This window comes from Polyangium jinanense (assembly GCF_028435365.1).
Genome location: NZ_JAGTJJ010000028.1, coordinates 109,064 through 133,744 on the forward strand (window position 1 = coordinate 109,064; position 24,681 = coordinate 133,744).

Genomic DNA, 24,681 nt, shown 5'->3' on the forward strand with positions numbered 1-24,681 from the left:
AGGCCACTTTCGCCGTGGCCGGCGCGCGTGTCCAGGCTTCAGCGCGTGAGGAAATGGTTGCGGAAGCGGCGCGGGGGCTCGTCGCCGCCGAGCGGACCACGGCCGCGGGGCCGAGGCGCCGGGCGTGCGTGCGTGTCGCCGTTCGATTCGGGCATGGGCCGGATGCGGACGCGCGGATCCCGTTCGTCCGGACGCGCCGCCGAGCGGGCGAAGTCCGAGGCGACGGGCGTCGCGACCTCGACGCTCGACGAGAAGTCGCCGACGTGAATGGCGCCAACCTGATCGCTGCGAATGCCGCCACGCCGGCACACGAGCGCGAGGAGCCGGCGCGCATCGGCGCCGTGCCGGCCGCCCCAGCTCACCTGGAACGGGACGAACGCGCCAGCGTTCGGCGCGTTTCGCGGGGAACGAGGCTCCGGGGGGCGGCGCGGGAGCGGCTCGTGCGGGACGAGCGGCGTGACGGGCAGCGGCGCCGCAGGGCCGGTGTGGCGCGAGCGGGCGAGCAGCGTGGTGACGAGCACGGCCGGATCCATGTCGGCGAGCAAGGACGCCGCGAGGGCCTGGAGCCGCGGATCGGCAGGCTCGGCCGCGGGGGCGCGGAGCTCGGCGGCGAGACGCACGTCAGCCTCGCGAAGAACGTCCTCGGGCGAGGGCGCGGCCGACCAGGTGGCGCGGATGCCGGCGCCGCGGAAGAGGCGAGCCACGTAGTCGCGGGCCTGCGGCGGGACGAGCATCACGCTCGTGCCCTTGCGCCCGGCCCGGCCGGTGCGGCCGCTCCGATGGGTGAAGGTCTCCGGATCGCTCGGAGGATCGGCGTGGATGACGCGGCCGACGTCGGGGATGTCGAGCCCACGCGCAGCCACGTCGGTCGCGACGAGCGTGGTCACGGCGCCCGAGCGGAAGGCCGCGAGGGTGCGGGTGCGCTCGCGCTGCTCGAGCTCGCCGCTCAGCGCGCGCGCCGAAAAACCGGCCTGCCCGAGCCGCTCGGCGAGCTCGGAGGCGCCCTCGCGGGTGCGGACGAAGACGAGCGCGCGCTCCGTGGGCGCGAGGAGGAGCAGGTTCACGACTGCGGCGTCGCGGTCATCGGGTTTGACGAGGTGCGCGACGTGCGTGATGTCCTGGTTCGCCTCGCCGAGGCTCGTGCCCTCGACAGCGACGGCGTCCTTCTGGTAGCGGTTCGCCAGGGCCGAGACCTCGCGCGAAAATGTGGCCGCGACGAGGTGGGTGCGGCGCTCCTCGGGCATCTTGCCGAGGATGGTCTCGAGCTCCTCGCGGAAGCCCATGTCGAGCATCTGATCGGCCTCGTCGAGCACGGCCGCGCAGACGCGCGAGGGATCGATCGCGCCACGCTCGAGGTGGTCGACGAGACGACCGGGCGTGCCCACGACGACGAGCGGGCCCTGCCGGAGGTTGTAGAGCTCCTGCGGGATGCTGGTCCCGCCGGTGACGGCGCAGACGGTGGCGCCGAGGGGCCGGAAGAGCCACGAGAGCTCACGGGCGAGCTGGGCGGCGAGCTCGCGCGTCGGAGCGATCACGATCGTGGCAGGCGTGGCCGCGCCAGACGGTGCGGACGCCGGGGCCGCGCTCGCCCGCTCGGCCAGGATGCGCTCGAGGTCGGGGGCGAGGACGAGGCCGATGGCGACAGTCTTGCCCGAGCCGGTCTGCGAGAAGAGGCGCAGGTCGCGCCCCGCGTGGGCCGGGTCGAGGACGGCTTGCTGAATCGGGGTGAGGGTCGTGTAACCGCGGCTCTGGAAGGCAGCCGCGAGTGCAGGGGAAAGGGTGTCGATTTCGGTCATCGGATGCGAGCGGGGCAAGGAGCTCGGTTCGTCCGAGCGGCGCCCCCATGTAGAAAGGCGCGCACCGTAGCAGGTCGGACGACCGATTGCCCGGAGTTTCGTCCGCCACACCGCGTCGAACCCCCGGGCCGAGAGCGTCCGGCCGCTCGGACGTGGCACTTGTGATGCAATCCGCGGCTCTCTCCGGGTGCACGACGCGGAAGGAGAGACCATGCGAGCAATCGTGAGGCGAGGATTGTGGACGGGCGCCGCGCTGACGGCGGCGACCGCGACGGCCATGATGAGCTCTTCGACGATCGAGCGAGGCTCACCGTGGGCCGGGCTCAACGCGATGGCCACGGCGGCTGTGCCGACGCGGCGGGTCGGCATCCGGTTCCAGCGCGGCGTCACGCCCCTCGGCTTCCTGCTACTCACCGGGGGCCTCCTCGGCTGGGGGCTCGCGTACCAGGGCGTGCTGGCGCGGGCCCGTCCCGAGCGGCCCCGGGACATCCTGCTCGCCAGCTCGCTCTCGGCGCTCGGCGGGTACGCCTTCGACGCGCTGGTCCTGCCCGACCGCCTCGTCCCGAACTTCCGCCGCGCGATGGGCAACTCGGGTACGCTCGCCAAGTACCTCGCCCTCGGGATCGCGAGCTTCTTCGCGGCGCGACCGTCGCGGCGCAAGCGGCTCGCGGGCCGGAAGATCGCGGTGCTCGCGGCGGACGGGTTCGAACAAGTCGAGCTCTTCGGCCCGGCGCGGGCGATCGGCGACGAGGGCGGAGAGGTCGAGGTGCTGTCGCTAAGGCCCGGGAAGATCGTCGGGATGAACGTCGACGTCCCGGGACGGCGGGTGCGCGTGCAGCGGACGATCCGGGAGGCGGATCCGGGCGAGTACGACGCGCTCTTCGTGCCGGGCGGGTTCATCGGGCCGGATTTTCTGCGGCAGAGCCAGGAGGTGCGCGAGTTCGTCCGGGCCTTCGACGCGGCGGGCAAACCCATCGGCGCGATCTGTCACGGGCCGTGGGTGCTCGCCTCAGCGGGCATTCTGCGCGGGCGGCACATCACGTCGTGGCCCGGGATCCGGGATGACCTGGTGAACGCGGGGGCGACCTGGCGAGACGAGGCGGTCGTGCGCGACGGCAACATCATTTCGAGCCGCGGACCGCAGGATCTGCCGGTGTTCACGAAGTCGCTTGTGGACTTCTTCACGGGTACGAAGCCGACGCCCGAGCGGCCGTGGGCGCCGGCTGCGTCGTCGCCGCAGCGGAGCGCGCCGCCGGCGCTGGCCCTCGCCGGCGCGGCGCTCCTGCCGAAGGTGGCCAAGGCGCGCAGCGTCCTCGGCCTCACGGCGGCGTTTGCCGCGGGTCTTGTGATGCTACCCGCGCTCCGCGCGCTCGCGGCCTTCACCGGTCGGCGCGGTTAGGAGCGCCGTTGCGGCCGGCCGCACCACCTCCTCGAGCGCGCGCGCCATCGAGGCTCGCAGCACGGCCGCTTCCGGCCGCCCATGCGCCTCGAGCGCGCCCGCCCCGCCCGCTCGCACCTCCAGCGTGACGCCCGCGGCGAGCGCCTCCGCGAAGGCCGCCCGGACGGCCCGCGCGACGGACGCATCCCCGCTCCGAAGCGCCCACGCCACCGCCCGCCACGCGAGCTCCGCGTGCCTGGCTTCGTCCTCGGCGATGGCCAGGAGCGCCTCCTGCACGGCCGGATCCGTCGCCCGCGCGGCTTGCTCGGCCGCGAGCAGGCTGGCGAGCGTCTCGCCGATGCAGCCTTCCCGCACCGCGCGCGCGGCGATGTCCGCGAGATTCGCGCTCACGTCCACCGCGCCCCCGGCAAACGGGAACGCGCCCGGCCCGATCGGCTCCCCGGCGTAGGCCGACGCCAGCGCGAAGGCGAGGCGCGCGTGCCGGACCTCGTCGAGCGCCGCCTCGTGCGCGCGTGCCACGAGATCGGCCGGCGCCCCCACGGCGAGCAGCTCCAGCGCGAAACGACCGAAGGACGCGATCGAGGCATGTTCGAGCAGGCCGTCGTGGGTCCAGGCGACGGCGAGCTGGGCGCGCTCGTCCGGGGACAAACCGGCGAGGTTGGGCGAGGGGAGGGGGCTCTCCATCCAGTTGGATCGGCCCGCTGTGCGCGTCGCCGCGCGGGCCCGGCCTTCCACGAGGTAGGGCCGACCGACGGCGCCGCAGGTCTCGTACGTCACCTCGTAGCAGCACTGGCCGTCCTCGAAGGCCCCCTCGGTATTCACGACGGCGCTGCAGTACGTTGCGGGGGAGCCGCTCGGCAGGTGCATCAACGCCGCGTCCTTGGGCGGGCAGGGGGGGACCATCGAGCCGCCCGCGCCGCCTGCGCCGCCGCTCCCGCCTGCGCCGCCTGCGCCGCCGACGCCGACGCCGCTCGAGCCGCCGCTCCCGGCGTCTCCCTCGGGCCAGGCGAAGCACTCCGTTTTCGTCTCGAAGGTGGAGCCTGAGCCGATGAGCCCGGTACCGCCGGCGCCGCCTTGACCTCCCTGGCCTCCCTGGCCTCCCTGGCCTCCCGAGTCGACGTCACTGCCACAACCCTGCGTGGCCGCCACGCCCATCCCTGCGAGTGCAACGCCGAGCAACTGCGCCGCGATCCGGCGCCGGAAAAGGAAAGAACGATCCATGACTCCTCCGTCCGCGCGCCAATCCGGACGCGGCTCCGTCTGGGTATCACGAGTCTTCGTCTGGACGGGTACGTCAAATCTGCGAGATAAGATCGCATCCATGCGAATTCCCTTCGTCGCCCGTGCCACGGCCCTCCTCGCGCTCGTCGCCGCGCCCGTTCTTGGCTGCAGCTCGCTCCCGGACTCCGCGGTGGCCGTGCTCGAAGGGGCCGATTCGTTCCAGGTCCTCGCGCTCGATCCCGACCGCGGGGAAGAGCCGCCGCCGGGCGTCGAGACGTTCCACGGACATCAGGTCCTCGCGAAGGGCGACGTCGAAGGCCCCGAGGCGCGCGAGCGTATCGCCGGCATCGTCAATGCCGGCGTGCGCAAGGGCGGCACGCAGGCGAAATGCTTCAACCCGCGCCATGGCGTGCATGCCGTGCAGGGAGGCCGCACCGTCGATCTCGTCATCTGTTACGAATGCTCGGCGCTCGAGGTCGTGGAGGACGGTCGATCCACGACGCTCCCCACGGGCGACGTCCAGGCGGACCTCGACGAAGCCTTCCGCGCCGCAGGCGTGATCCGCCCCACCGATCGCTGAACACGAAGGCCCCGTTCCGCTTGACAGGGCTCGGTCGTCTGTGACAAGTGAAAGTCACTTTCAATTTCTGGAGTACCGAGACATGACCAAGCCTGCGAAACGAATCTTGAAATCCGCGGCCTTCGTGACGGCCGTGGCCGGGCTGCTCACCGGCTGCGGGTCGGAGGAGCCCGCGTCGGGCACGAAGCCCCTCTCCGAGACCGCGCCGCCCATCATCGAGGCGTACGCGTCCCTCGTGCACGACTCGTACGCCGAAGCCATGGACGAATCCGCTTCGCTCAATGCCTCGCTCGCCCAGTTCGTGGCCGAGCCCTCGCAGGCGAAGCTCGATGCCGCCCGCGAGCAGTGGCTCCTCGCGCGTGATCCGTACGGCCTGACCGAGGCCTTCCGCTTTTATGGCGGTCCCATCGACGACGACGACGGCCCCGAGGGCCGCATCAACGCTTGGCCGATGGATGAGGCCTACGTCGATTACGTGGACGGCAATGCCAATGCGGGCATCATCAACGATGCGGCCACGTACCCGACGATCGACGAGTCCACGATCGCCGAACTGAACGAGAAGGACGGCGAGAAGAACATCGCGACCGGGTATCACGCGATCGAGTTCTTGCTCTGGGGGCAGGACCTCTCCGCCGACGGCCCCGGGCAGCGCCCGTACACCGATTACGTGGTCGACATGGGCACGGCCGCGAACCAGGAGCGGCGCGGGCAGTACCTCCTCGCGGCAGGAAAACTCCTGCTCTCGGATCTCGGCTCGGTCTCGGCGGAATGGGCGCCCGAGGGCGGCGCGTATCGGGCGTCGTTCGTCGCGCTCCCGCCCGAGGAGGCGCTGCGCCGCATTCTGCTCGGTCTCGGCAGCCTGAGCGGCGCCGAGCTCGCCGGCGAGCGGATGCAGGTCGCGTGGGACACGAAGGAGCAGGAAGACGAGCACTCCTGCTTCAGCGACAACACGCACAAGGATCTGCTCAACAACGCGCGCGGCATTCAGAACGTCTACCTCGGCCGCTTCGGCCAGGTCGACCGGCCCGGCCTCGACGAGCTCGTGCGCGAGCGTGATCCGGCGCTCGACGCGCGCCTCCAGGAGGAGATGGAGGCCAGCATCGCCGCGATCGAGGCCATTGGAAATCCGTTCGATCAGGCGATTCTCGGCGACGACACGGCGCCCGGGCGGCAGAAGGTGAAGGCGGCGATCGACGCGCTCCGCAAGCAGACGACGTCGATCATCGAGGTCGCGACGTTGCTCGGCATCGAGCTCAACATCGAGGAGTGATCGCCATGCGATGGCCCGTGTTTCCTTTGGTCTTCGTGGTCCTCGGCTGCGGCGCGGAGGCCCCGCCCGGGGAAACCGGGCTCTCGGCCGAGCCGGGGGAAGAGCTCTCCGGCGGCGAGACCACGGTGCACGACACCTCGAAAAACGCCTACTCGCTCTCGGCCCGCAACATGACGCCGGAGCGGCGCAGCGCGTTCTTCGTGGGAAACTCGTTTTTCAAGGAAAACTGGGTCATCGCTCCTGCCTCCACCGAAGGACGGGACGGGCTCGGGCCGCTCTTCAATGCGCGCTCGTGCTCGTCCTGTCACCTCCTCGACGGCCGCGGCAGCCCGCCGGACGATCCGGCCGAACCCCTCGTCTCGGTCCTCCTCCGTCTCAGCATCCCCGGCGTGGACGCGCACGGCGGCCCCGCTCCCGAGCCCGTCTACGGCGGCCAGCTCCAGCCGCGCGCGATCCCCAACGTCGGGCCGGAGGGCGACGCGTTCGTCGCCTATGAAGAAATGCCGGGCTCGTTCCCGGACGGCGAGACGTACAGCCTCCGCAAACCCGTCTACACGACCGCCGCGGCCCGCGGCGACATGCAGCCGGACACGTTGATCTCCGCGCGCGTCGCGCCCGCGATGATCGGCCTCGGCCTGCTCGAAGCCATCGCTGAGGAGGACCTCCTGAAGGCCGAGGATCCGGACGATGCCGACGGCGACGGCATCTCGGGGCGGGCGAACCACGTATGGGACGTGGCGCGCGGGGCCGTTGCGCTCGGTCGATTCGGCTGGAAGGCGAACCAGCCGACGCTCATGCAGCAGACGGCGGGCGCGTTCCTCGGGGACATGGGCATCACCACGTCGATGTTCCTGACCCAGGAGTGCACGGACGTGCAGGCCGATTGCAAGGCCGCCCCGACCGGCGGCAGCCCCGAGGCGAGCGAAAAGATCCTCGGGGACGTCGCGTTTTACTCGACCACCCTGGCCGTCCCTGCGCGCCGCGACGTGGGCGACGCCGTGGTCCTCGCCGGCAAGCAACAGTTCCTGAAGCTCGGCTGCGGCAACTGCCACACGCCCGTGTTTCGCACCGGCACCTTCGACGGCTACCCGGAGCTCTCGGGCCAGACGATCCGGCCCTTCACGGACCTGCTCCTCCACGACATGGGCGAGGCGCTCGCGGACGGCCGGCCCGATTTCGAGGCGGACGGGCGCGAGTGGCGGACGCCGCCTCTCTGGGGCCTCGGGCTCCTCGAGACCGTCAATGGCCACCAAAATCTGCTACATGATGGCCGCGCGCGCGGCTTCGTCGAGGCCGTGCTCTGGCACGGCGGCGAGGCGGAAGCCTCCCGCGAGGCGTTCCGCGCCCTGCCGGCCGAGGAGCGCCGCGCGCTCGTTCGGTTCCTGGAGTCGTTATGAGCTTGTCCCCGCCCGCCTTTCCTTCCCGATCCGCGCTCGCCCTCACCATGACGCTCGCCCTCGCGGCAGCCTCGTGCGAGACGCCCACCGCTGACGACACGGCGCAACGCGCGGTGATGCACGACCTCGCCTACGAGGTCATGCTGCCGATCTACGACGAGCTCGAAAAAGAGGCGCTCCCACTACCTCCCGCCGTCGCGGCGTTCTGCGACGCGCCGACGGAAGACACGCTGAAAGCCGCGCAGGCGGCGTGGCGCGCGGCGCGCGTGCCGTGGAAGCATGCCGAGGCGTTCCGGTTCGGCCCGGTGGAAGACCTCCGCCTCGGCACCGCCCTCGACTTCTGGCCTGCGCGTCCCGACTCGATCGAGTCCGCGATCACGGCCGCGCCCGAGCCCGTCACCGCCACGCACATCGCCTCGCTCGGCGTGGCCACGAAGGGCCTGCCGGCGCTCGAATACATGCTCTTCGATCCGGCGGGCGGCAATGCCGCGGTCCTCGCGTCCCTCGGGGCCGCGGATGCGGCGGGGAAGAAGCGCTGTGCGTATGCACGCGCCCTCGCCGAGACGATCGCCGCGGACGCGACGACAGCGCAGGAAGCGTGGAGCCTGGAAGGCGGCGCGTTCGTGGATCAGGTCGCGAAAGCGGGGTCGGGCAGCACGCTCTTCCTCACGGGGCAGGACGGCATCGCGCGGGTCGTCAACCTGCTCGTCTTCGCCATGCAGGCGGTGGCCGAGAACCGGGTCTCGGGCCCGCTCGGCGCGGTGAGCGGCGCCGGGCCGGATCCGACGCTCGTCGAATCACGCTTCAGCGACAACTCCATCGAAGACCTGCTCGGCACGCTCCGCGGCATCGAGGACGTCTACCTCGGCCGCCACGGCGACCAAAGCGGGCGTGGTGTCACGGAGCTCGTGGCCGCGCGTAGCCCGGCCATCGATTCCTCCGTTCGAAAGGCCCTCACGGACGCGATGGCCGCGACCTCGGCGATCCCCGGACCTCTGCGCACCGCGATCACGAGTGATCCTGCGGCTGTCACCAAGGCGCACGACGCGCTCCGGGTCTTGCGGCGTGTGCTCTCCACCGACGTCGCCAGCGTCCTCGGCGTCAGCGTCACCTTGAGTGACAATGACGGTGACTGAGACATCGCCACGGGAGAGCCTCGTCGAGAGGCTCTTCCGCCCCGTCGACATCGCGTCCCTCGCCGCGTTCCGTATCCTCTTCGGCGCGCTCATGCTGATGAGCATCGTCCGGTTCTGGGCGAACGGCTGGATCCGCGATTTTTACATCGCCCCCCCGTTCCACTTCCATTACTTCGGTTTTTCGTGGGTCTCGCCCTGGCCGAGCTGGGGCATGTACGCCCATTTCGTGGTCCTCGGTCTCGCGAGCGCCCTCGTGATGGTTGGTCTCTTCTACCGCGCCGCCGCGGCCGTCCTGTTCGTCGCCTTCACGTACGTCGAGCTCCTGGAGAAGGCGACCTATCTCAATCACTATTACCTCATCAGCATCCTCTCCTTCCTGATGATCTTCCTGCCGCTCCACCGGGCGGCGTCGATCGACGCATGGAGAAACCCGGCGCTCGCGAGCCGCACCGCGCCGGCCTGGGCGCTCCTGCTGTTGCGCTTCCAGATCGGAGTCGTGTACGTATTCGCCGGGATCGCGAAGCTCGGCTCGGATTGGCTCCTGCGCGGCGAACCGCTCGGCATTTGGCTCTCGGCGCACACGGACATCCCGCTCGTCGGACCCTTGCTCGCCGAGCACTGGGTCGCGCGCGCCGCGAGCTTCGCGGGCGCCGCGTTCGACCTCACCGTGGTGTTTTTCCTGCTGCGCGATCGCACGCGGCGTTTCGCGTATGCCGCGGTGATCGGCTTTCATTTCATCACGGGCATGCTCTTTCCGATCGGCGTCTTTCCGTGGATCATGTCCGCGTCCGCGCTGATCTTTTTCCCGCCGAGCTGGCCGCGTCCGCTCCTCGCGCGGCTCTCGCGCCGGTTTGCCTGTTCGATTCCCGAGGATCTCACAGCCCCAGAGCCGCCGCGTACGCTCGGCGCGTGGCAGCGGATGGGGCTCGCGCTCCTCGCGGTGCATGCGATCGTGCAGATTGCGCTCCCGCTCCGCCATTTCCTTTACCCTGGGAACACGGCCTGGAGCGAGGAGGGATTCAGGTTTGCCTGGAGGGTCATGCTCGTGGAAAAACTCGGCTATGTCGAGCTCCGCATCCACGACCACGCCACGGGCCGGACGATCCGCGCCGAGCCTTCCCGGTGGCTCACGCCGCTCCAGACGAAGATGATGGCGCAGAGCCCGGACATGATCCTCGAGCTCGCGCACCACGTCGCGGACGACTACACGCGCCGGGGCAAACACGTGGCCGTGTACGCGGATGCGTGGGTGACCATGAATGGTCGACCGAGCCGGCGGATCATCGATCCCAGCGTCGACCTCACGACCGTCCAGGATTCCTTGCTGCCCAAACCGTGGATCCTGCCGCTCGACGACAACGCCGAGGCATCCGCCACGGCCTCCTCGCAACCTTGATCTGGTGAATCGGCCTCGGCCCGGCGTACCCTCTCGCCGATGCCGCGCTTCCCGCTCGCCCTCTCGCTCGTCCTCGCCGCGTGTGGCGCTCCGGCTGCGCCCCCCACGGCCCCGCCCGCGCCTCCCGCGCTGATGGCGGCTTCCGCGCCTCCGTCCGCCTTGCCTCCGCCCATCCAGCCCGCTTGCGCCGTCGCGGCCGATCTCCCGCCGCTCTCGGCGCCACGCCTCGACCTCCGCGCGCCCGAGCCCTCCCGGGAAAACCTCCGTGCGTGGGTCCATCTCCTCGCGGATCCCGCCCTCCACGGCCGCGCGGCCGGTTCCTCCGAGAACCGCCGCGTCGCCGATCTGCTCGCGCGCGCCTTCCTCTCGTTCGGTTTTTCACCGCCCGAGGGCCACGACCCTTGTGTCCCCTTCGAGCGCAGCGGCGTCCGCGACCAGAACGTCATCGCCCATCTCCGCGGCAAGACCCGTCCCGACAGCCTTGCCGTCCTCGTCGGTGCCCATTACGATGCGCAGGGCGAACGCGACGACGAAGCATATCCCGGCGCTGATGACAATGCCTCCGGCGTCGCAGCTTTGCTCGAAATTGCCCGCCTGAACGCTTTGCGTGGGATGGATCTCGACCTCGTCGTCGTCGCGTTTGGCGCCGAGGAGCGCGGCGTGCTCGGGGCGAAGGCTTACGTCGAGGCGCCGACGGTGCCTCTCTCGCGCCTCGCGCTCATGGTGAATCTGGACATGGTCGGCCGGCCCCTGCTCGACGGATCGCCGCTCCGGCTCGTCGTTCCGCGCGCATCCGAGGCGCTCGGGTTCGTCGTGGGGACACGGGATCGAGAAAGGACCCGCGCGCTGCTCGATCGTGCGGCGGCACGCGAGGATCGACCTCTGTTTGGCATTCCTGAGGCGGCGATGACACGGCTCGGGTACGCCTCCGACAGCGTCCCGTTTGGCCCGCACACCCCCACGATTTTCCTCTCCGATGCCGCGCTCGCCGATTACCATCAGCCCACGGACACGCCCGATCTGGTCGAAATCGACCAGATCGAGCGCGCCGTGCGCCTCACGTTGACGGTGATCGACGAAGTGCGGAAGGAGCGGTCTGGGCGATAGAGCGCCTACGTTCCGCCCTGACCTCCGCAGGCGGGATTGAACGGCAAGGACTCGCCATCTCCCGCATTGTTCAATGCGTCGAGAACCGCGCCCAGAACCAGGCGGCGCTCGTCGCTGCCCTCGTCGAACGCAACGTCCCCGAGGGCGAGGAGCTCGTCCACCGTCTCGAGATCCCCATCGGCGTCGACGTCCGCGAAGACGTAGTTACCGATACCGAATGCCTTGGCGTTGAACTTCGCCGCGAGGAGCTGGTGGCCCAGGATGATCTGCGCGTCGCCCTTGGGCGGCGTCTGGAAATACGCCTGTACCTCAGCCGACGAATCGAATGTCACGGTCGCGCCGAGCGAGACCGGCAAGAGCGAGAGCCCACCCACGACGCCATCGATGACGCAGGTGTGGTTCTTCCAGAAACCCTGCGTCCGCGTGAGGAGCGGAACGTCGCATTCGTCGGGCGGATCCGTCGGATCCGGAGGCGGATCCGTGGGCGGATCGGTCGGATCCGGCGGCTCCGTGGGAGGCGGCTCCGTGGGAGGCGGCTCCGTGGGAGGCGGTTCCGTGGACGGCGGGGCAACGATCGAGGGCAGCTCACTCGCAGGAGCACACGGCTCCGGCGCGGGAACAATCGCGAATTTGACGCCACGCAGCGGGTCGAATGACGCCTGCTCGGAAGAAGCCTGCTCGCAACCGAGCAGGAGGAAGAGGGAGGCTACCGCAACGGCAAATGACGAGTTGCGCATGACGGAAGTATACACTCCGCACGCACCATTGAAAGGACGAATCGAGACGAAATCGATGGTCAATGCAGTGACCATCTCCTGCGTCAGGGAGCGTGCCAATGCAGCGCTGCGCGCACCCTCGCACTGCTGCCGTCGTCCGTGCAGGTGAACGTGCCGCGGCCGAGGTTTCTCTCGATGCACGCGGAAAGCTCACGATCGGTCGTCCCGACGACCACCTTGCCCGCGGCGGGCACGCCGTCCTCGCGGATGTCGAGATCGACCACGATCACGCTGCCGGCAGGGGCCGCGCAACGCGCGAGCGGCGCTTGCAACGAATCGACGTTGTCGACCACGAGCCGCTTGACGGACGTGTATCGCTTCTTCCCGTCGACCACCTGATCCATCGAATGCCAGTCGTCCTCGACGTGGATGTTCGTGCTCGCCTCGATCACACGGAGCTCCGGCCGCGGCTTTCCGGCGAGATCCGGCGCCTCGTATCGGACGCGGATCGTGCGCCGCCCGGGCCGCTTGCTGATCGCCGTCGAACCCACGAGCGCCTGGCACACGCAAGCCTCGCGCGCGCCCTCGCGGCCGTCCCGCAGGTCGAGGTTTTCCATTTCGCAATACCGCCCGCCCGCATCGCCCTGCACGAGAAAATCGCGGGTCACGTCGTCATCGTTCGCAAAACATGCGGCGAGGCTGCCCGCGCGATCTTTCCAGTCGATGCTCCCGGGGTCACACCGACCGAAGTTTTGATACTCGCAGAGCGTGAGGGGACCTTCGCGGAGGGCGCTGCTATCAGCCCACACCAGGAGGCCGGCGACGCCACCGATGAGGCCGCCCGCGCCGTCGTTGCGGACGAGCGACGCGAACGCCGCGCGATATCGATCCACGATCCCGAGCTTCCGATCCCAGGGCGCCTGGAACGTGACCTCGGGGCCGCCCGTGCGCGGAAGAATGTTGACCCAGAGCTCCTCGCCCTTGCCCCCCGCGACCCCGGAGACGTGGATGACGTCCGTCGTCAACCACCCCTCGTCGTGGGCGCGCCGCGACAGGGGTTCGCCCTCGTAGGCGCATCGATGCCCGGTTTTCTGGGAGACGGGCCGCAATTTCGGATCGACCATGGCCGGCCCGAGAATCAGGTAATCGGGCGCGACCCGGGCGAGGTGCGCCGCGAGCTCGGCGCGGAGGGCCGCTCGTTCGGCGCGGAAGAGCCGGTCGTCCTCGATCGGGATCACCGCGACCTCGGGCCGCTGGGCCGAGGCCGGCGGCTGCGCGGCCGCCTGCGCCGGCGGCTGCGGCGCGGGCGCGGCCGTTTGCGGATCCGACACGATGGTCGCTTGAAGCGGAGATTGGACGACGCAGGATGCGCCGAGGAGCGCGCTCCCGAGGGTCAGGAGCGTGGCGCGCGCAGGAGCCGGGGTTTGCATGGCAAAACGCATCAATCGATGGTGATCGTCAAAGCCTGGCCGATGACGTGGCATTCATCGGAGGTCACCGTGACATTCGCGGTCTTCGTCGCCATGTCGCGCGTTGCGGTAATGACGAAGTCGCCCGCCTCTTCCACGCCGCAATCGTAGGTGTTCTCGATGACCTGCTCGCACGGCTTCGCGGCGCCGCCGTTCACCGTATACGTGAGCTCGGCGTCGGTGACGGCCGTTTCGGTGCTGTCGACGACGGTGACCGTCACGGAGACCGCGGCGATCGTGGTGCATTGGACCTCGTCGGAGCTACAGGCCGCGAGCGGGAGGAGGCAAAACGGGAGGAGGGACGCGAGGAGCAAGCGCATGCCCGAGGGCTTTACCGAGCGCTCGCCGGCCGGGCAAATTCTCGGCGGAGACCGCGCGCCGCCCGCCGCCTGGCCTGGCTTCTGCACGCACTCGGGGGCCGATGCGACGCTTTTTCGACACCCTCCGGATCCGAGCGACTTCGTCCGCGGGGCGAGCCTCCGAACGCGACGCGCGGGGGCTCTCGGTCAGCGACGGCGTCTATTTCGTGGTCGGCATCGTGATCGGCGCGGGCATCTTCAAGACGCCCTCGCTCGTCGCGGCGAACGTGACGAGCGCGAGGAGCGCCATGCTCGCCTGGGTGCTCGGAGGTGTGGCCTCCTTGCTCGGCGCGCTCTGTTATGCCGAGCTCGCCTCGACGTACCCCCACAAAGGCGGCGATTACCACTACCTCACGCGAGCGTTCGGCGGCACGGTGGGGTTTCTCTTCGCCTGGTCGCGCATGACCGTCATCCAGACGGGATCCATCACCATGCAGGCCTTTCTCATCGGGGATTACGCCTCCCGGGTGGCCTCGTTCGGCCCGCACTCCGCGTCGGTCTGGGCTGCCCTCGTCATCGCCCTCCTGACCGGCGCGAACATCGCCGGCCTGAAGCAATGCCGCGTCCTGCAGCGTGCGCTCACGGCCGCGCTCGTCCTTGGCCTCGTGCTCGTGGTCGTCGCTGGCCTCGTCCTCACGCCCGCGCCGGCTCCGGCCACTGCGGCGACGGCGACCGCGGCGAACCCGGCGTTTGGCCTGGCGATGGTCTTCGTGCTCCTCACGTACGGCGGATGGAACGAGGCGGCCTACCTCTCGGCCGAGCTGCGCGGCGGCCGGCGCGCTGTCGTGCGGGTGCTGGTCATTGGCATTGGCCTCATCACGGCGATTTACTTGGCCGTCAACCTGATCTTCCTCCGTGGCCTCGGGTTCCAGGCCATTGCCGGTTCCGACGCCGTCGCGGCCGATCTCATGCGCCGGGCCATCGGTCCCGTGGGCGTCCCGCTCATCAGCATTCTCGTCTCGCTCGCTGCGCTGAGCACGATGAACGCGACCATCTTCACGGGAGCGCGCACGACGTTCGCGCTCGGCCAGAGCTTCGCGCCCTTCCGGCGCCTCGGCCGGTGGCACGACGGGGCCGACACCCCGCGGAGCGCGCTCGTCGTCCAGGGCGCCATTGCGCTCGCGCTGGTCCTCCTCGGCGACGTCACGCGCGGCGGATTCGTGACCATGGTCGAATACACGGCTCCCGTCTTCTGGGGGTTTCTCCTGCTCGTGGGCCTGTCGCTCTTCGTGCTCCGCAAAAAGGACCCCGACGCCGCGCGTCCCTTCCGCGTGCCGCTGTATCCCCTCGTGCCGGTGCTCTTTTGCGGCGTCTGCCTGCACATGCTCCGGTCGAGCCTGGCGTACACGGGCATTGGCGCGCTCGTGGGCGTGGGTGTGCTCCTTGCTGGTGTGCCGGTGCTGCTCCTTCCGCGCGCGCGAGGTCTCGCGCGGCGGCGGGCGGCGGAGGCTCGTCGCTAACGCAATCGATCACGAGGAGAGAGGGCCCATGCCGAAGCGAATGCTCGTTCCGTACCTCGCACTTTGCCTCCTGCCGGCGACTGCACACGCCGAGGGCGCGCGCAAGCCCCAGGTGACGCGGGTCGCGCAAGGACAGGAGACCGTCCAGAAAGACGTGCCCTTCGTGCCCACGCGCGAGGAGACCGTGACGCGAATGCTCGGCATCGCCGGCGTGACGAAAGATGACGTCGTCTACGACCTCGGCAGTGGCGACGGCCGCATCGTGGTCATGGCCGCGCAAAAGCTCGGCGCGCGCGCCGTCGGCGTCGAGATCGATCCGGTGCGCATCCAGGAGGCGAACACCAATGCCAAGGCGGCCGGCGTCACCAATCGCGTAGAGTTCCGGCAGCAGAGCCTCTTCGACGCGGACATCAAGGACGCGACCGTCGTCACGCTTTACCTCCTGCCCTCGGTCAACCTGAAGATCCGCAACAAATTGCTCACCGAGCTCAAGCCCGGCGCGCGGATCGTCTCGCACGACTTCGACATGGGGGAATGGCGGCCCGACCGGAAAGAAAACGTCGGCGACGACAAGGTGTATCTGTGGATCGTCCCCGCTAGCGTGCAGGGCACGTACCGTTTGTCGGTCCCCACGGCGCAGGGCGAGGCGCCGGCCACGCTCACGCTCAAGCAGGAGTTCCAGGACGTGAGCGGCACGCTCCAGATCGGCAATCGGCGCTTGCCGCTCGCGGAGGTGGTCCTGCAGGGCGACGCGTTGAGCTTCCGCACGGCCGAGGGCCCCGAGATGCATTTCCGCGGCCGTGTCGAGGGGACACGCATTCACGGGAACGTCATGCCGGCCGGCGGGCAATCGCGGGCATTCACGGCGCAGCGGGAGGGGACGAGCCCGTGAGGGCGCTCGACGTGGACGGCGCCTGGGCCCATGGACCTCGTGCGCGGCCGCGCGGAAAGGAAAGGGGACATGGCCAAACAGGGGGCGGGCAAGCGTGACGAGGCGGGCGCCGAGCGGATCGAGCCCGGGCAATCGACGCGGACCGTGAATCCGGACGCGAGCGGATCCATCGCCGACATCGCTCGGCAGCAGGGAGCGAGCCAGCGCGGCTATACCGCCGACAATCCGCATCAATACGACGAACCAGCCCCGCCGGGCGCCAAGATCACGGGAGATCCGGGCCGCGCGATGGGAGGCCCGCGAAAAGGAGGAAACGCATGAGCCAATCGAACCAGCGTGGAGCGCCGCTCGGAGAAGCGCCGGGATACGGCGATCTCACCGAGGGCAATGTCGGCAACCAGGGCGCGGTCGATCCCGGCCGGCAAAACGTCCCGCAGGACAAACAGGACCGCGACGAGCCCCCCGGCACGTCTGAGCCCCCGCTCGGCACGAATGTCGGCGGCGAGCAGAGCCAAGGAGCCACGCGCCACGTGGGTCGGGACCCAGGCAAAGGCTCGCAGGGCTTCGGCAACGAATAACTCCATCCCTGTACCTCGCCCGCGGCGCACCCCCGCGGCTGCGCCTGTCTCTCCGTTGGCACCTCATTTGCTCAGTCTCGCCGTCGGGCTTTCCCCCTGGCGACGACGAGAGGTGCCTTGTGCGCAAGACGACGACGATGGCTTTGATCTCCTTGACCTGCATGGCTGCCCTTGCCGCTTGCGAGGGCCCCGCTTCCGAGACGCCCGATCCCATCGATCCGCCGGATCCCCCAGTGGCGACCGACGACGGGCTTGATCTCCCCGCGACGCCCTACAACTACGCCGAGATCGATTTGCCGCAGCATTTCCAGGGCCCGCTCGCGCAGGATCAGGACAACACGCCTCTGGCAAACCCCATCACCAACGACGGCGCGACCCTCGGCCGCGTGCTCTTCTACGACACAACCCTTTCGAAAAACGGCGCCGTCGCCTGCGCTTCCTGCCATCAGCAGAAGGACGCCTTCGCCGACACGACGCGACTGAGCCTCGGCTTCGAGGGCGGCGAGACCGGGCGCAACTCGATGAGCGTCGAAGGCGCCCGCTACTATCGCAACGGCCGCTTCTTCTGGGACGAACGCGCCGCCACGCTCGAAGATCAGGTGCTCGGGCCGATCCAGGATCCCGTCGAGATGGGCCTCACCCTCGAGGAGCTCGTCGCGAACGTCTCCGCGAAGAGCTACTACCCGGCGCTCTTCGAAAAAGCGTTCGGCGACCCTGCGATCACCTCGGATCGCATCTCGCGCGCCCTCGCGCAGTTCGTCCGATCGATCGTCTCGTACCGCTCGCGCTTCGACGAGGGCATCGAGGCCGCGGGCGGCAACATCGCTGCCGACTTCCCGAACTTCACGCCCGAGGAGAACGCGGGCAAGGCTCTCTTCCTCGGCCCCGCGGGCGGCTGCGCGGCGTGTCACCTCGACGACGGCCCGCCTCACCCGCCGCCGCGCCGGAACAACGCGTTTTTCTTCATCGCCATCCCCACGAACAACGGCCTCGACGCGACCACCGACATCGATGACAACGGCCTCGGCGAGATCACGGGCAACCCCGAGGACAATGGCCGGTTCAAGTCGTCCTCGCTCCGCAACGTGGCGCTCACCGCGCCTTACATGCACGACGGCCGCTTCGAGACCCTCGCCGAGGTCGTCGAGCATTACAACTCCGGCGTGAAGCCGCACCCGAACCTCGACCCGCGCCTGCGCGTCCAGGGCTCGACCGAGCCCCGCAAGTTGAACCTCACGCCCGAGCAAAAGGCCTCGCTCGTCGCTTTCTTGAAGACGCTCACCGACGAGGAGTTGCTCGTCGATCCGATGTACGCGGACCCGTTCGAAAAGGCCTCCCCCTGAACGCTCGCGCAGCCGTGGGGAGCTGGTAGGATCGAGCGGCATGACGCCCTCCGACCTCTCCCTTCGGCTCGACGTCCTCCGCGGCAAGAACCGCTTTTCGGCGCGCACCCTCGACGATTTCGCGGCGTACGTCACGAGCGCGCCGGACGAGGCCCTCTTCCGCATGAGCCCTCTCCGGTATGCGGCGAGCCACGGCCTCGACGAGCAAGAGGGCATCGAGTTCTTCCTCCATGCCACGCACGTCGGCATCCTCGATTTCGCCTGGGGCATGCTTTGCCCCGGCTGCATGGCTTTCCTCACGACCTCCGGCGGATTGCGCGCGCTCCAGTCGAAGCACTGCAACTTCTGCAACCTCCACCTCGAGGGATCCATCGACGACCGCGTCGAGGTCGCGTTCACCGTGGCCCCCTCGGCGCGCCGCATCCGCTTTCATTCGCCCGACAGCGTCGATCCGCGCGAGGACGCCATCCGGCTCTACTTCTCGTCGAGCGTCGCGCCTGCATCGAGCCCGCACCGCGCGCTTGGCGAGAGCATCCTCGCCGCGGGACGCGCGCTCCCCGGCGAGGCCCACGTCGCGGCCGTCGACTTTACCGAAGCCGGGCAGTTCGTCCTGCTCGCGCCCGCGGGCCACGTTGCCGTGTACGTCCGCGTGAAGGCGGGCGGCCCGCGCGAGGCCTCGTTCGAGCTGCTCGACGGCCGTGCGATCCCGGCCCGCGTCGACGTCGGCACGGGCCGCGTCGAGCTCCGCATGTTGAACCGCACGACCCATGCCGTCGGGTATTTCGTCGCGCCTGTCGGCGGCACCTGGCCCGATCCGGCCGAGCCCGGAAAACCCCTCACACACCCGCTGCTCCCGTACCTCACCGGGGCGCGGCTCGTCTCGTCGCAGTCGTTCCGCGACCTCTTTCGCGCCGAAAGCATCCCCTCCGAGGGCGGGCTCGAGCTCAAGCGCGTCACCGTCCTCTTTACCGACCTCACGGGCTCCACGGCCCTTTACGAGCGCGTCGGCGATCTCCGCGCCTATGACCTCGTCCGCAAGCATTTTTCCGTCCTCCGCTCGATCGCCGCGGCGCAGGGCGGGGCCATCGTGAAGACCATCGGCGACGCGGTCATGGCGAGCTTTGCCGAGCCGATCCACGCGATGCGCGCTGCGATCCTCATGAACCGGGCGATCGCCGAGCTGAAAGAGGTGGACCTTCTGCTCAAGATCGGCCTGCACACGGGGCCTTGCATCGCGGTCGAGCTCAACGAGCGCCTCGATTACTTTGGCCGCACCGTCAACATCGCGGCGCGCGTGCAGGGCCTTGCGAGGGCCGGGGAGATCGTGTGCACGAGCGAGGTGTTCGAGGCGCCCGGGGTCGAAGGCGCCGTGCACGCGGCCGAGCTCGTCGCGACGCGCGCCACGGCGCCGCTCAAGGGCATCGCGGGCGAGGTGCCCGTCGTGCGTATGGTCCGCGCGGGGGCGGAAGCGCCTCTGTCCATCCCGTAACGGCGCCTCGGATGGAGGTTTCAGCCTCCATCCCTGGAGGCGCGAACCTCCATCTCCATCGTACCGCTTGCGGGTAGGATGACGCGCTCGAACGAGGCACGCGAATGCACCGATCTCTCACGCGCTTGTTTCCCTGGGCCGCTGCGCCGGCGACCCTCCTCGCGGTCGCCTGCGGCGGCGGGAGTTCTACCGGACCTGCGCCCGCCGCGGCGCCCGTCGAATCCGCGCCCGTGGCCCTGGTTCCTCCGACCACGACGACCGAAGAGAAGCCGCCCGCACCCGCGGCGATCGAAGAGAAGCCCGCGGCGCCCGAACCTTCGCCCGGGCCTCCGCCCGAGGGCAAACCGTACCGCGAGATGGCTTTGGCCCTGCTCGACGGCCCGCCCGGCACGTGGACCGGCGAGCACGGCAACTACCATTCCCCGGTGCGGGAGGTATGGGGCGCCGGGGACCTCCTCTTTGCCGCCACCGCCGACGAATTTTTGCAGTCGAACGATCGCGGCCTCACGTGGCGCCTCGTAAAACTCCCGCCATCGGCCCAGGCTCTCAGCGTCTGGGGCACCTCGCCCGACGAGGTCTGGGTGGGCTCGAAAAACGTCATCTATCGCTCGACGGATCGCGGTGTCACGTGGAAAACCACCTCGGTCCCGGCGAATGCATATTACAATGGGTTCTGGGCCGACGAGAAGGACGTCTACGCCGTCGGCTCGGACGGCGTGATCCTGCACTCCACGAATCGCGGCGAGACGTGGGAACGGCAAGGGGAAACGCTGGGCCTTCGCTGGCTCTACGGCGTCTGGGGCAAAGGTCGCGACGTCTGGGCTTTCGGCGACGCCGCCCCGAAGGACGGCTCGTGGCAGAGCACGACCGCGCTCGTGCACACGACGGACCGCGGAAAGACCTGGACGCTCGTGAACATCAACGCCGCGCCCCTCCGCGGCATTTGCGGCACCGGCGACGGCGTGATGCACATCATCGACTCCAGCGGCTCGATCCATCAGTCGAAGGATCGCGGCAAGACCTGGGCGAAGGCGCATACCTTCGGCCCGATGGAGCTCAGCGCGCTCGCTTGTCGCGGTAAAAGTGAAATCTTCGTGGGTGGCCGCAATCGAACGTTCCAGCATTCCGAGGACGGCGGAAAAACGTGGACCGACGAGCTCGCCGCGCAAAACATGTGGACGAAGCTCGCCTACAGCATGGTGGATACGATTTTCGCCTTACCGAGCGGCGAGGTCTTCGTGGGTGGCGAGGGTGTTTATTCGCCGCGCCCCACGGGCACCTTGTTTCGCCGCCGTTGATACCGTTAGCATGTGGGCATGCCTTCCTCGATCCACGCCCGCACCTCGCTCCTCCTCTCCGCCTGCACGGCCCTCTCGCTCCTGATCCTCGATCCGGCCTCCGCGTCGGCCGCCGAATGCGGCTGCAATCACGAGATCATGCCGGGAACGACGGCCGTCAACGGCACCGAGCTCGGCGTCGAGCCCGGCGACGTCGTCTGCGTCATGGCCGGAGATTACGAGTTCATCCGCTTCCGCGAGATCCGCGGCACGGCGGAGGCGCCCGTCGTTGTCAAGAACTGCGGCGGCGTCGTCAACGTGCGCAACACCGATCGTGCGTATGCCGTCGATTTCCAGGGTAGCTCCCACCATTTTCATCTCACCGGAACCGGGGAAGCCGGCGTCGAGTACGGCTTCCGGGTCAGCGCGCCGGACAAGGAACCGTACCCGGGCGTCGGCCTCTGGTTCCTCGACAAGAGCACCGATTACGAGGTCGATCACATCGAGGTCTACGAGACCGGCTTCGCGGGCGTCATGTCGAAGACCGACCCCCTCTGCGACGGCAGCGCCGACCAGGACAAGTTCATCCAGAAAAACGTGCGCCTCCACCACCTCTGGATCCACGACACCGGCGGCGAGGGGTTTTACGTGGGCAGCACCCAGGGCGCCGGCCACACCATCACCTGCAACGGCCAGCAGGAGGTGCGCATGCCGCATTTCCTGGAGGGCATCGAGATCGACCATTGCCTCGTGGAGGACACGGGCTGGGACGGCGCGCAGGTCGGCATGGCCCGCGAAGGCTGCAGCGTCCACGACAACGTGATCCGCCGTGTCGGCGGCGAGATGGTGCAATACCAGTGGATGGGCCTGCAGATCGGGGGCCCCTCGAAGTGCGACATCCGCCGGAACATCATCTCCGACGGCCCGGTGAACGGCATCTTCGTGTTCGGCGCGAACGACACCACCGTCGCCGACAACGTCGTGCTCCGCTTCGGCGAGACGAACATTTACGCGAACATCCAGAACAACCCGGGGCCCGTCGCTTATCGCATCGCCCACAACACGCTGGTCGGATTCGGCAAGGCCGCGGTACAGGTCTTCGGCGACAAGATCGAAGGCGCGTTCGCCTACAACAACTTTGTCGTGGGGCCGACCTCGGCCATCGGGGCAGGGAACGATGTCGGCTGGGCGGCCGAGGGCAATCTCTTCGTGCCTACGGTCGCCGAGGCCGGGTTTGTCGCGCCCGACGCGGACGATTACCACCTCACGGAGAGCTCGCCCGCGCGCGGCGCTGGCATCGATCACAGCGCAGACGGTTTTACCACCGACCTCGACGGATACCTCCGCGCCAAACCCCCCGCGGTGGGCGCTTACGAGTTTGTGATGGATTCGCCCACGGGCGGCGTGGGCGGAGGTTCGAGCAGCAGCTCCGGCACGGGCGGCGGCGGCGGAGCGGGCGCGTCCGGCGGCGGCGGAGCGGGCGCGTCCGGCGGCGGCGGAGCGGGCGCGGGCGGCGCATCCGCGGACGATCCCGGTTCCGACGGGAGCTGCGGTTGCCGCGTGGCCGGAACAACGGACGACGCGACGAACCACGGCGCCCTCGCGCTCGTTGCCGGCGCCTTCCTTTCGACCCGCATTCGCCGTCGTTTGCGCGCCTCGCGCTGAAGCCGCATGCTCCCGGCGTGCCCTCCGACGAAGACCTCGCGCGGGCGCGCGTGCGGGCGGACGAGCTCCGGGCTGCCATTGCGCACCACGATTATCGGTATCACGTCCTCGCCGCGCCCGAGATCTCCGACGCCGAATACGACGAGGTCGTCCGGGAGCTCGAATCCATCGAAACGACTTATCCCGAGCTGATCACGCCCGATTCGCCCACCCAGCGCGTGGGCGCCCCGCCCGAGGCGCTCTTCGCGCCCGTCCGCCACAGCGACCGCTTGCTCTCCCTCGATAACGTTTTCGACGACGCCGAGCTCGACGCCTGGTACGATCGCGTGCGTCGCGCCCTCGGCCGGGACGTCGACCTCGTGACCGAGCCCAAGATCGACGGCGTCTCTGTCGCGGTCGTCTACGAAGGCGGCCGCTATCTGCGCGGCGCGACGCGCGGCGACGGCACGGTGGGCGAGGACGTCACGCAAAACCTGAGGACCCTGCGCGCGCTCCCCGCGCGCCTGCGTACGGAAGACCCGCCGGCGTGGCTCGAGGTCCGCGGCGAGGTATTTTTGCCGATCGCCGCGTTCGATCGGATCAACGAGGATCTCGGCCAGCAAGGAAAACCCCTGTTCGCGAACCCGCGCAACGCGGCCGCCGGCACGCTCCGGCAAAAGGATCCGGCCGTCACGGCGCGGCGGCCGCTCGACATTTATTTTCATGGTCTCGTGCGGATCGAGGGGCGCACGTTCGCGACCCATTTCGAGATGCTCGACTACCTGCGCGACGTCGGCCTCCGGGTCCACCCGCGTTCGGCGCGCACGCCCGATCTCGACGCAGTGAAGGCCGAGGTCCGGCGCCTCGCGGAGGATCGGCATTCGTTGCCGCACGAGATCGACGGGGCCGTGGTGAAGGTGAATCCACTCGCGGCCGAGATCGAGCTCGGCACCACGGCCAAGGCGCCACGCTGGGCCGTCGCGTACAAGCTCCCGGCGGAAGAACGAACGACCAAACTCCTCGACATCCGGGTCAATGTCGGCAGGACCGGCGCGGTCACGCCGTTCGCGATCCTCGAACCCGTGCGCGTCGGCGGCGTCACCCTGCAAATGGCGACGCTGCACAACGAGAGCGAGATCGCCCGGAAAGGCATTCTCATCGGTGATACGGTGGTGGTGCGTCGCGCGGGTGACGTCATTCCCGAGGTCGTCGCCCCCATTCCGAGCGTGCGCACCGGTGCGGAGCGCCCCTTCCACATGCCCACGGTTTGCCCGGCCTGCGGCGGCCCGGTCGTCCGGCCTGAAGGCGAGGCGGTCGCGCGGTGCCCGAACCTCGATTGCCCGGCGCAGGCTCTCGAGCGTGTCGTCCATTTCGCCTCTCGCGGCGCGATGGACATCGAGCACCTCGGTTATGCCACGGCGCAAGCCTTGCTCGATCGGGGCCTCATCCGGGGCCCGTCGGACGTGTTTTTCTTGACGGAGGCGGATCTCGCGGGTTTGCCCGGGTACAAGGAGCGTTCGATCCGGAACTTGCTCGCGGCGATCGAGGCCGCCAAGGATCGACCCCTCGATCGATTGCTGTACGGCCTCGGCATTCGCCACGTGGGCGCGACCGCGGCGCGGCGGCTCGCGGACGCATTCGGCTCGCTCGACGCAATCGCCAGGGCGAGCGTGGAGGACATCGCGGCCGTGGAGGGCGTCGGGCCCACGATCGGCAGAGCGGTGCGCGAGGCGTTCGACCGGCCCGCCACGCAGGCGCTCGTCGAGGATCTCCGCCGCGCCGGCGTGCGCCTGACCGAGGAGCGGAAGGGGACGGAGGGGCCCTTGTCCGGAAAAACATTCGTGATCACCGGGACGCTCGCGGGCATGTCGCGCGAGGCAGCCAAGGCCCGGATCGAGGCGCTCGGCGGCAAGGTGACGTCGAGCGTCTCGTCGCGGACGAACTACCTCGTGGTGGGCGAGGGGCCGGGCTCGAAGCTCGAAAAAGCCGAGAAGCTGGGCGTAAGGATTCTCGACGAGGCGCAGTTCCTGGAGCTTCTGGCAAAGCCGGGAGCGTGAGCTCACGACAGACAGAAAAAAGCATTTCCCCCTGTGGACGTTCGGCCGTCCGGGCACGACGTACAGCTTGCCTGTCCGGGGCGTCCCGGGCG

The 24,681-nt window shown here is 69.3% G+C and carries 21 protein-coding genes; 16 read left to right on the forward strand and 5 right to left on the reverse strand.

What is annotated here, in order from left to right:
• Positions 1-38 precede the first annotated feature (38 nt).
• Positions 39-1,796, reverse strand: coding sequence for a DEAD/DEAH box helicase (locus KEG57_RS33440; protein WP_272426374.1), 1,758 nt, complete (start codon positions 1,794-1,796; stop codon positions 39-41).
• Between the two features lie 211 nt (positions 1,797-2,007).
• Here KEG57_RS33440 and KEG57_RS33445 point away from each other — a divergent pair, with 211 nt between their 5' ends.
• On the forward strand, positions 2,008-3,195 hold the full coding sequence (locus KEG57_RS33445; RefSeq protein ID WP_272426375.1) for a type 1 glutamine amidotransferase domain-containing protein: 1,188 nt from the start codon (positions 2,008-2,010) through the stop codon (positions 3,193-3,195).
• On the opposite strand, the gene KEG57_RS33450 is transcribed toward KEG57_RS33445, so the two are convergent.
• Positions 3,148-4,416: a ferritin-like domain-containing protein gene (locus KEG57_RS33450; protein ID WP_272426377.1), complete on the reverse strand. Its 1,269-nt coding sequence runs from the start codon at positions 4,414-4,416 to the stop codon at positions 3,148-3,150. The two genes, KEG57_RS33445 and KEG57_RS33450, sit on opposite strands and share 48 nt — an antisense overlap.
• Positions 4,417-4,516: 100 nt before the next feature.
• Between KEG57_RS33450 and KEG57_RS33455 the strand changes: the two genes are divergently transcribed.
• The 6 genes from KEG57_RS33455 (at position 4,517) to KEG57_RS33480 (ending at position 11,305) form a co-directional block, all read left to right on the forward strand.
• On the forward strand, positions 4,517-4,996 hold the full coding sequence (locus tag KEG57_RS33455) for a hypothetical protein (RefSeq protein WP_272426379.1): 480 nt from the start codon (positions 4,517-4,519) through the stop codon (positions 4,994-4,996).
• 82 nt (positions 4,997-5,078) lie between these two features.
• Complete coding sequence (locus KEG57_RS33460) at positions 5,079-6,269, forward strand: imelysin family protein (RefSeq protein WP_272426381.1); 1,191 nt, start codon at positions 5,079-5,081, stop codon at positions 6,267-6,269.
• Positions 6,270-6,274: 5 nt separating this feature from the next.
• The gene (locus KEG57_RS33465; protein WP_272426382.1) at positions 6,275-7,666 is read left to right on the forward strand and encodes a di-heme oxidoreductase family protein; all 1,392 of its coding nucleotides are present in this window, start codon (positions 6,275-6,277) and stop codon (positions 7,664-7,666) included.
• Positions 7,667-7,713: 47 nt separating this feature from the next.
• Complete coding sequence (locus KEG57_RS33470) at positions 7,714-8,802, forward strand: imelysin family protein (RefSeq protein WP_272426384.1); 1,089 nt, start codon at positions 7,714-7,716, stop codon at positions 8,800-8,802.
• Positions 8,795-10,198: an HTTM domain-containing protein gene (locus KEG57_RS33475; RefSeq protein WP_272426385.1), complete on the forward strand. Its 1,404-nt coding sequence runs from the start codon at positions 8,795-8,797 to the stop codon at positions 10,196-10,198. Before KEG57_RS33470 ends, KEG57_RS33475 begins: the two co-directional genes overlap by 8 nt.
• A gap of 39 nt (positions 10,199-10,237) precedes the next feature.
• Complete coding sequence (locus KEG57_RS33480) at positions 10,238-11,305, forward strand: M28 family metallopeptidase (protein WP_272426387.1); 1,068 nt, start codon at positions 10,238-10,240, stop codon at positions 11,303-11,305.
• Positions 11,306-11,310: 5 nt separating this feature from the next.
• Here the strand turns inward: KEG57_RS33480 and KEG57_RS33485 are convergent, their stop codons facing one another.
• The 3 genes from KEG57_RS33485 to KEG57_RS33495 all read right to left on the reverse strand — a co-directional run bounded on the left by KEG57_RS33485 (position 11,311) and on the right by KEG57_RS33495 (position 13,810).
• Positions 11,311-12,042, reverse strand: a complete 732-nt coding sequence (locus KEG57_RS33485; RefSeq protein WP_272426389.1) for a hypothetical protein — start codon at positions 12,040-12,042, stop codon at positions 11,311-11,313.
• A gap of 83 nt (positions 12,043-12,125) precedes the next feature.
• On the reverse strand, positions 12,126-13,451 hold the full coding sequence (locus KEG57_RS33490) for a hypothetical protein (RefSeq protein WP_272426391.1): 1,326 nt from the start codon (positions 13,449-13,451) through the stop codon (positions 12,126-12,128).
• Between the two features lie 11 nt (positions 13,452-13,462).
• On the reverse strand, positions 13,463-13,810 hold the full coding sequence (locus KEG57_RS33495; RefSeq protein WP_272426393.1) for a hypothetical protein: 348 nt from the start codon (positions 13,808-13,810) through the stop codon (positions 13,463-13,465).
• Positions 13,811-13,911: 101 nt separating this feature from the next.
• Between KEG57_RS33495 and KEG57_RS33500 the strand changes: the two genes are divergently transcribed.
• The 9 genes from KEG57_RS33500 to ligA all read left to right on the forward strand — a co-directional run bounded on the left by KEG57_RS33500 (position 13,912) and on the right by ligA (position 24,589).
• Positions 13,912-15,309, forward strand: a complete 1,398-nt coding sequence (locus KEG57_RS33500) for an APC family permease (RefSeq protein WP_272426394.1) — start codon at positions 13,912-13,914, stop codon at positions 15,307-15,309.
• A 28-nt stretch (positions 15,310-15,337) separates the two neighbouring features.
• Complete coding sequence (locus tag KEG57_RS33505; RefSeq protein WP_272426395.1) at positions 15,338-16,201, forward strand: class I SAM-dependent methyltransferase; 864 nt, start codon at positions 15,338-15,340, stop codon at positions 16,199-16,201.
• A 69-nt stretch (positions 16,202-16,270) separates the two neighbouring features.
• Positions 16,271-16,522 carry a hypothetical protein gene (locus KEG57_RS33510; protein ID WP_272426396.1) on the forward strand — a complete coding sequence of 84 codons (252 nt, stop codon included), beginning with the start codon at positions 16,271-16,273 and terminating at the stop codon, positions 16,520-16,522.
• Positions 16,519-16,779 carry a hypothetical protein gene (locus KEG57_RS33515; protein WP_272426397.1) on the forward strand — a complete coding sequence of 87 codons (261 nt, stop codon included), beginning with the start codon at positions 16,519-16,521 and terminating at the stop codon, positions 16,777-16,779. The genes KEG57_RS33510 and KEG57_RS33515 overlap by 4 nt, the downstream gene beginning before the upstream one ends.
• A 119-nt stretch (positions 16,780-16,898) precedes the next feature.
• Positions 16,899-18,122 carry a cytochrome-c peroxidase gene (locus KEG57_RS33520; protein WP_272459193.1) on the forward strand — a complete coding sequence of 408 codons (1,224 nt, stop codon included), beginning with the start codon at positions 16,899-16,901 and terminating at the stop codon, positions 18,120-18,122.
• Positions 18,123-18,162: 40 nt separating this feature from the next.
• Positions 18,163-19,611, forward strand: a complete 1,449-nt coding sequence (locus tag KEG57_RS33525; protein ID WP_272426399.1) for an adenylate/guanylate cyclase domain-containing protein — start codon at positions 18,163-18,165, stop codon at positions 19,609-19,611.
• Positions 19,612-19,715: 104 nt separating this feature from the next.
• Complete coding sequence (locus tag KEG57_RS33530; RefSeq protein WP_272426401.1) at positions 19,716-20,909, forward strand: sialidase family protein; 1,194 nt, start codon at positions 19,716-19,718, stop codon at positions 20,907-20,909.
• Between the two features lie 18 nt (positions 20,910-20,927).
• On the forward strand, positions 20,928-22,553 hold the full coding sequence (locus tag KEG57_RS33535; RefSeq protein WP_272426403.1) for a right-handed parallel beta-helix repeat-containing protein: 1,626 nt from the start codon (positions 20,928-20,930) through the stop codon (positions 22,551-22,553).
• Positions 22,554-22,570: 17 nt separating this feature from the next.
• Complete coding sequence (gene ligA / locus KEG57_RS33540) at positions 22,571-24,589, forward strand: NAD-dependent DNA ligase LigA (protein WP_272426404.1); 2,019 nt, start codon at positions 22,571-22,573, stop codon at positions 24,587-24,589.
• Positions 24,590-24,681 lie beyond the last annotated feature (92 nt).

Excerpts from the sequence above, each read along its gene's own strand:
- KEG57_RS33440 (WP_272426374.1), bottom strand. The coding sequence starts at position 1,796 with ATGACCGAAATCGACACCCTTTCCCCTGCACTCGCGGCTGCCTTCCAG.
- KEG57_RS33445 (WP_272426375.1), top strand. The coding sequence starts at position 2,008 with ATGCGAGCAATCGTGAGGCGAGGATTGTGGACGGGCGCCGCGCTGACG.
- KEG57_RS33450 (WP_272426377.1), bottom strand. The coding sequence starts at position 4,416 with ATGGATCGTTCTTTCCTTTTCCGGCGCCGGATCGCGGCGCAGTTGCTC.
- KEG57_RS33455 (WP_272426379.1), top strand. The coding sequence starts at position 4,517 with ATGCGAATTCCCTTCGTCGCCCGTGCCACGGCCCTCCTCGCGCTCGTC.
- KEG57_RS33460 (WP_272426381.1), top strand. The coding sequence starts at position 5,079 with ATGACCAAGCCTGCGAAACGAATCTTGAAATCCGCGGCCTTCGTGACG.
- KEG57_RS33465 (WP_272426382.1), top strand. The coding sequence starts at position 6,275 with ATGCGATGGCCCGTGTTTCCTTTGGTCTTCGTGGTCCTCGGCTGCGGC.
- KEG57_RS33470 (WP_272426384.1), top strand. The coding sequence starts at position 7,714 with ATGACGCTCGCCCTCGCGGCAGCCTCGTGCGAGACGCCCACCGCTGAC.
- KEG57_RS33480 (WP_272426387.1), top strand. The coding sequence starts at position 10,238 with ATGCCGCGCTTCCCGCTCGCCCTCTCGCTCGTCCTCGCCGCGTGTGGC.
- KEG57_RS33485 (WP_272426389.1), bottom strand. The coding sequence starts at position 12,042 with ATGCGCAACTCGTCATTTGCCGTTGCGGTAGCCTCCCTCTTCCTCCTG.
- KEG57_RS33490 (WP_272426391.1), bottom strand. The coding sequence starts at position 13,451 with ATGCAAACCCCGGCTCCTGCGCGCGCCACGCTCCTGACCCTCGGGAGC.
- KEG57_RS33495 (WP_272426393.1), bottom strand. The coding sequence starts at position 13,810 with ATGCGCTTGCTCCTCGCGTCCCTCCTCCCGTTTTGCCTCCTCCCGCTC.
- KEG57_RS33500 (WP_272426394.1), top strand. The coding sequence starts at position 13,912 with ATGCGACGCTTTTTCGACACCCTCCGGATCCGAGCGACTTCGTCCGCG.
- KEG57_RS33505 (WP_272426395.1), top strand. The coding sequence starts at position 15,338 with ATGCCGAAGCGAATGCTCGTTCCGTACCTCGCACTTTGCCTCCTGCCG.
- KEG57_RS33510 (WP_272426396.1), top strand. The coding sequence starts at position 16,271 with ATGGCCAAACAGGGGGCGGGCAAGCGTGACGAGGCGGGCGCCGAGCGG.
- KEG57_RS33515 (WP_272426397.1), top strand. The coding sequence starts at position 16,519 with ATGAGCCAATCGAACCAGCGTGGAGCGCCGCTCGGAGAAGCGCCGGGA.
- KEG57_RS33525 (WP_272426399.1), top strand. The coding sequence starts at position 18,163 with ATGACGCCCTCCGACCTCTCCCTTCGGCTCGACGTCCTCCGCGGCAAG.
- KEG57_RS33530 (WP_272426401.1), top strand. The coding sequence starts at position 19,716 with ATGCACCGATCTCTCACGCGCTTGTTTCCCTGGGCCGCTGCGCCGGCG.
- KEG57_RS33535 (WP_272426403.1), top strand. The coding sequence starts at position 20,928 with ATGCCTTCCTCGATCCACGCCCGCACCTCGCTCCTCCTCTCCGCCTGC.